This is a genomic window from Hyphomicrobium sp. (assembly GCF_035572195.1).
Classification (GTDB): Bacteria; Pseudomonadota; Alphaproteobacteria; order Rhizobiales; family Hyphomicrobiaceae; genus Hyphomicrobium_B.
Genome location: NZ_DATNBA010000002.1, coordinates 1 through 4,313, shown reverse-complemented (window position 1 = coordinate 4,313; position 4,313 = coordinate 1). Strand labels below are relative to the sequence as shown.

6 protein-coding genes, 1 tRNA gene and 1 pseudogene are annotated in these 4,313 nt (G+C 58.7%); 4 read left to right on the top strand and 4 right to left on the bottom strand.

All coding sequences use genetic code 11. The features are described 5' to 3' along the window. Positions 1 to 234: pseudogene (locus VN623_RS00185) on the top strand (ABC transporter C-terminal domain-containing protein); the annotation flags it as partial. 86 nt (positions 235 to 320) lie between these two features. On the opposite strand, the gene pqqA reads toward VN623_RS00185, so the two are convergent. Next, positions 321 to 410, bottom strand: a complete 90-nt coding sequence (gene pqqA, locus VN623_RS00180; protein WP_045838205.1) for a pyrroloquinoline quinone precursor peptide PqqA — start codon at positions 408 to 410, stop codon at positions 321 to 323. Positions 411 to 560: 150 nt separating this feature from the next. After that, positions 561 to 1,223: a hypothetical protein gene (locus tag VN623_RS00175; RefSeq protein ID WP_325566886.1), complete on the bottom strand. Its 663-nt coding sequence runs from the start codon at positions 1,221 to 1,223 to the stop codon at positions 561 to 563. A 277-nt stretch (positions 1,224 to 1,500) separates the two neighbouring features. On the opposite strand from VN623_RS00175, the gene VN623_RS00170 reads away from it, so the two are divergent. Continuing rightward, the gene (locus VN623_RS00170; RefSeq protein ID WP_325566884.1) at positions 1,501 to 1,947 is read left to right on the top strand and encodes an Hsp20 family protein; all 447 of its coding nucleotides are present in this window, start codon (positions 1,501 to 1,503) and stop codon (positions 1,945 to 1,947) included. 144 nt (positions 1,948 to 2,091) lie between these two features. Continuing rightward, positions 2,092 to 2,379 carry a DUF1150 domain-containing protein gene (locus VN623_RS00165; protein WP_325566882.1) on the top strand — a complete coding sequence of 96 codons (288 nt, stop codon included), beginning with the start codon at positions 2,092 to 2,094 and terminating at the stop codon, positions 2,377 to 2,379. 63 nt (positions 2,380 to 2,442) lie between these two features. On the opposite strand, the gene VN623_RS00160 is transcribed toward VN623_RS00165, so the two are convergent. Continuing rightward, positions 2,443 to 3,417, bottom strand: a complete 975-nt coding sequence (locus VN623_RS00160) for a complex I NDUFA9 subunit family protein (protein WP_325566881.1) — start codon at positions 3,415 to 3,417, stop codon at positions 2,443 to 2,445. Positions 3,418 to 3,597: 180 nt separating this feature from the next. On the opposite strand from VN623_RS00160, the gene VN623_RS00155 reads away from it, so the two are divergent. Next, positions 3,598 to 3,683: transfer RNA gene (locus VN623_RS00155), tRNA-Leu, on the top strand. Between the two features lie 253 nt (positions 3,684 to 3,936). On the opposite strand, the gene VN623_RS00150 is transcribed toward VN623_RS00155, so the two are convergent. Continuing rightward, on the bottom strand, positions 3,937 to 4,313 hold a 377-nt coding region (locus VN623_RS00150; protein WP_325566880.1), incomplete at its 5' end, for a hypothetical protein.

Below are 4,313 nucleotides of genomic sequence, written 5' to 3'. Positions count from 1 at the left end.
TTCAAGGAAAAGCATGCGCTTTCGGCGCTGCCTGCGGAAATCGCCAAACTCGAAGCCGAGATCGAGGCGCTTGCCGTCAAGCTCGCTGATAACGGACTATATGAGCGTGACCGCACAGCCTTCGACGTTGCAAGTGCGCGGGTGGCGGATGCGCAGCGTCAACTCGAGCAAGCCGAGACGCAATGGCTGGAGCTTGAAGAAAAACGCGCCGCGATCGAGGATTCCGGACGCTAAGTAACGACAGTGATGTTCGCAAAGTAAAGCGGCGACCGAGGGATCAGCCACCGCTTGAAGTTCGACCATAAGGTCGAGGTCATCGATTAGATGAGATCGATTTCGGCCGGCAGATAGCTCGTCACTTCGAGACCAACTTCCTGCTCACGAACTTCGGGCTTAGACCACGTCTTCATGGATTTCCTCCAAATGTGATAGTGAAATGCTTCACTACGGTCTCCTTCGTATGTCGAATATTCAATAAGCGCCAATCGTATTTACAATAGCGCGCCATAAGCGCGCCTAATAACAATATAACACTCAAGCCCTTCGCATTGATGTGGTGGCTACGGCGTGGCGGCCCACTGATCTTTGACCTCATCGCACTTCTTCGACACGAATTCATTCACCTCTTCGACGATCGTGCCCGAGAGCAGATTGACCGTGTTATCGGCTGCGGTTGCTGTCCAAAGTGCACTCTTGATGAGGACCGGTGCCTCGATCTTGCCCCACCGCGCATGCGCCCTCGTCGCCTTGCCGTTCTCGAATTCGACTTTCGGCGTCAGTTCAAACTTGAAATGAGTCGAGCCGTCTTTGTCGCTGGCGATAACGCATGCCACGGTGTTTTTCTGGAATTCAATCTCGACCTTCTTTTCGGTCATGGCCCGGACGAGGTCGGCGCGCTTGACGCTGAGGTCGGTCGTGCAGCGGACGCCGTCGTAGGGCCAGCTGACCTTCAATTTGCCGACGAGCTTGATCAGCTGCTCTTTACGCCAGCTTTTGACGACGTGGCACGCAATGTCGCGGCCGGCCGTTTCATGCGCGTGAAACGCCCTGCAGAGGTCGATCTTGCAAGCCTTGCGGGACTCCTTTTCGGCCTTTTCGTCAGGCGTGAGATTGGCGTCCGCCGCGGCGGCAGACTTGTCGGGCTCGGCCGACATGGCCATTTTGCCGGGTATCGATGCGGCGCAAAGGATCAACAGCACGGTCAGCACTGGCGTCGATTTCATTTGGTCCTGCCTGGTACCGGGGAAAGTGGATGGGTGGCCTGCCTGATGACGCTGTAGACGGGCAGCACTAAGGCAAATCAAGCGGTCAGCCTCAAAATCCACCGCTTCAATACCGGCTCGGCGGGCTGCGGCGCCTTGAGCGCTACCGACCGCTTGAAGAGCCCGCGCTCCATCCCATATCCTAGACAAAGGCGCCGGGCATCTCTGCCGGCGCCGGACCGGGCGGCCAGGATGGCGCTCGAACGGACAAGATGGTCGCTTCAAAGAGGACCTTCGCATGACACGTGTGACAGCACTCTCGCACCCACTTTTGCTGGGTTTCGAGGAGATCGAAAGGCTAATCGGCCGGGCCGCCAAAGGCGGCGGTGACGGCTACCCGCCTTATAACATTGAACGAATTCCCCGAGACGGAGACGCATCCGAGCTTCTGCGCATTACGCTGGCGGTTGCCGGGTTTACGCGCGATCAGCTCGACATCACCCTCGAAGATAAGCAGCTGACGGTTCGCGGCAAGCAACAGGACGACAAGGAGCGCGATTATCTCTATCGCGGCATAGCTTCGCGGCAATTCTCGCGAACTTTTGTGCTGGCCGACGGTATTGAAGTCAAAAGCGCCGACCTGACGAACGGGTTGCTCGCGATTGATCTGCAACGGCTTGAGCCCGATCGACTCGTTAGAAGAATCGAGATCGGTGCAACGAGCCGGATCAAAAGCCTGGCCTGAGCTGAGTCTTTCGCGTCACAGACCGCGCGAGCGAATCGTCAGAGGATCGGAGCACACGAGCGATCCCGGAAAGGCCCCTCGGAACGGCCGCAATCTCCGGGTAAGCGACGAGAGCCCGACCTCGACAGAAGGAGGAAGAGCGTCATGAATAGCAAGAGTACCGCCAGATCGCCTAAATTTGATCATGTCATCGCGCCCGCCATGAGCGAGCTCGACCTTGCGCGTCTTGGCGGCGGCGAGGTCGCCTATATCAAGACGCTAACGTCTGACGAGGCGTTGCAGATGTTTCCGATGATCGAGGGTTTGCCCAAGGGCATCCCGCTCTTCTCTCTGCACGCAGCCGACGGTACGCCCATCGCGCTGACCGATACGCTGCAGGCCGCCATCGGCCACGCGCACGAGGACGAGCTGGCAATTGCGCCGTTGAACTGATGCGGCAGCGTTTTCGCCTGTTTTTATCCAGAGCCGCCCGGCGTTTGGGCGGCTCTCGCCTTTTCAAAGGCGATAGCTCGCGAACTGCCCCTTCGACTTGAATCGCTCAAGGTATTCGGGAACGATCGCGTCGATTGCGGCGGGTTTCGCTATGCCCAGCGCTTCAAGCGTCCGGCCGTCACGCTTGGCCGCTTCGGAGACGACATTGTCGGCCTTCAGAAGGCGAACCTGATCGACGGTGATCGGCCGCAATGTGTTGGGAAGCGGCCAGGTCGCGAGTGCCTGCAGCTTTGCCAGCCAGAACGGCATCGGCAGCAAGAGCCGGCGGCGACCGGTGTAGCGAAGCGTCAATTCGAGCACATCGCGGAAGCTGATCACCTGCGGGCCGCCGATTTCGTAAATGCTGCCGGTGTTGCCGGTGTCGATCGCGGCGTTTGCCGCCGCCTGCCCGAGGTCGCCGACGAACACCGGCTGGAACTTCGTGCGTCCCCCGCCAATCAGCGGCAGGGCGGGGCTGATGCGTGCGAGCGCCGCAAAACGGTTGAAGAACTGGTCCTCCGCCCCGAACACGATCGATGGTCGTAGGATGATCGCCGAGGGAAATTCAGCCAGCACCGCCTCTTCGCCCTCGGCCTTAGTGCGGGCGTATTGGGCGTTCGACGACTTATCGGCGCCAATCGCCGAGATATGGACGAGGCGGGCCGCACCCGCTTCGCGTGCCGCTTTGGCGACGCGCCGCGCCCCCTCCGCATGCACGGCTTCGAACGATTGGGCCCCGGTGGGTGCAAGAATGCCAACCGCATTGATGACGACATCGGCGCCTTCGACCGCCCGTACGACCGAATCTGCAAATCGCAGATTGGCTTGAACGGCATGAATCTGACCGACGACACCCATCGGTTGTAGATGGCCCGCTAGATCTGGGCGCCGGACGGCCGCGCGTACCCTGTATCCGCGCTTTGCCAGCGACCAGACGATGTAACGCCCGACGAAGCCGGAGCCGCCGAAGACGGTCGCCAGTTTGCCATTGTCCGCCATTCGATACCTCGACCTTCGCTTCGCGACATTCTCGATATGACGCGACATCTACCGGTCCACGGCGACGGTGTGAAGGTGGTTGAGACGCGCCCACAGCAAGACCGCGAGCTGGCCTTGAGGCGAACGCTGCGCGATTGACTTCCGCGTCCACTCAATTTACCTGACACCGCAAGCACATCGGCCCAGATGGCGGAATTGGTAGACGCACTGCTTTCAGGTAGCAGCGCTCACAAGGCGTGGAGGTTCGAGTCCTCTTCTGGGCACCAAAATCATATTATATATCAATAACTTACAAAGTTGAACTACGTTAAATTAAGAAGGGAACCCATTTCTTGCCTAAAGAGAAAGATAAAATACTCACAAGAAATGTCGTTGATCGATCATTCGAGTTCCACGAGTCGGAAATTTGCGATTTTAGACCTTCAGGCGAGTGGCAGACCTCGCAGGGCCGTGCGCCGTTGAAAGATGTACGCGGCTTGCAACGACCGCCCTCGCTATGACGCGCGAGAGTCAATCGCATTAGAATTTCACAACTTTCGCAAAAATGTTCGCAGCGCCCTGAACCAGCGGATCGAACGCGTCGGTCTTGGCGGCGGCCCATGTCATCCAGTCATCGAGGCTGTGGCCAGCGACTTCGACTGTTCCATCGGTGATCGTTTTGGACAGCGCGCGCAGAAAATGACGCACCAGTACGGCCTTCCAATGCCGCTCAGCCATCTCCACAAGAGCTTCAAATGTCCGCGGATCGCTGCGCGCGGCGAAGCTGTCGACTGCCAGAGTCTCAAGTCGTTTCAATCCATCGAGCACACGTAAGAGTTCTGCGTCGAGCGCGGACTTTAATTTTTCACGATAGGCGCGGAAGACAGCGCGCGCAGTTACGACAATACCGGCGGAGA

Excerpts from the sequence above, each read along its gene's own strand:
- pqqA (WP_045838205.1), bottom strand. The coding sequence starts at position 410 with ATGAAGACGTGGTCTAAGCCCGAAGTTCGTGAGCAGGAAGTTGGTCTC.
- VN623_RS00175 (WP_325566886.1), bottom strand. The coding sequence starts at position 1,223 with ATGAAATCGACGCCAGTGCTGACCGTGCTGTTGATCCTTTGCGCCGCA.
- VN623_RS00170 (WP_325566884.1), top strand. The coding sequence starts at position 1,501 with ATGACACGTGTGACAGCACTCTCGCACCCACTTTTGCTGGGTTTCGAG.
- VN623_RS00165 (WP_325566882.1), top strand. The coding sequence starts at position 2,092 with ATGAATAGCAAGAGTACCGCCAGATCGCCTAAATTTGATCATGTCATC.
- VN623_RS00160 (WP_325566881.1), bottom strand. The coding sequence starts at position 3,417 with ATGGCGGACAATGGCAAACTGGCGACCGTCTTCGGCGGCTCCGGCTTC.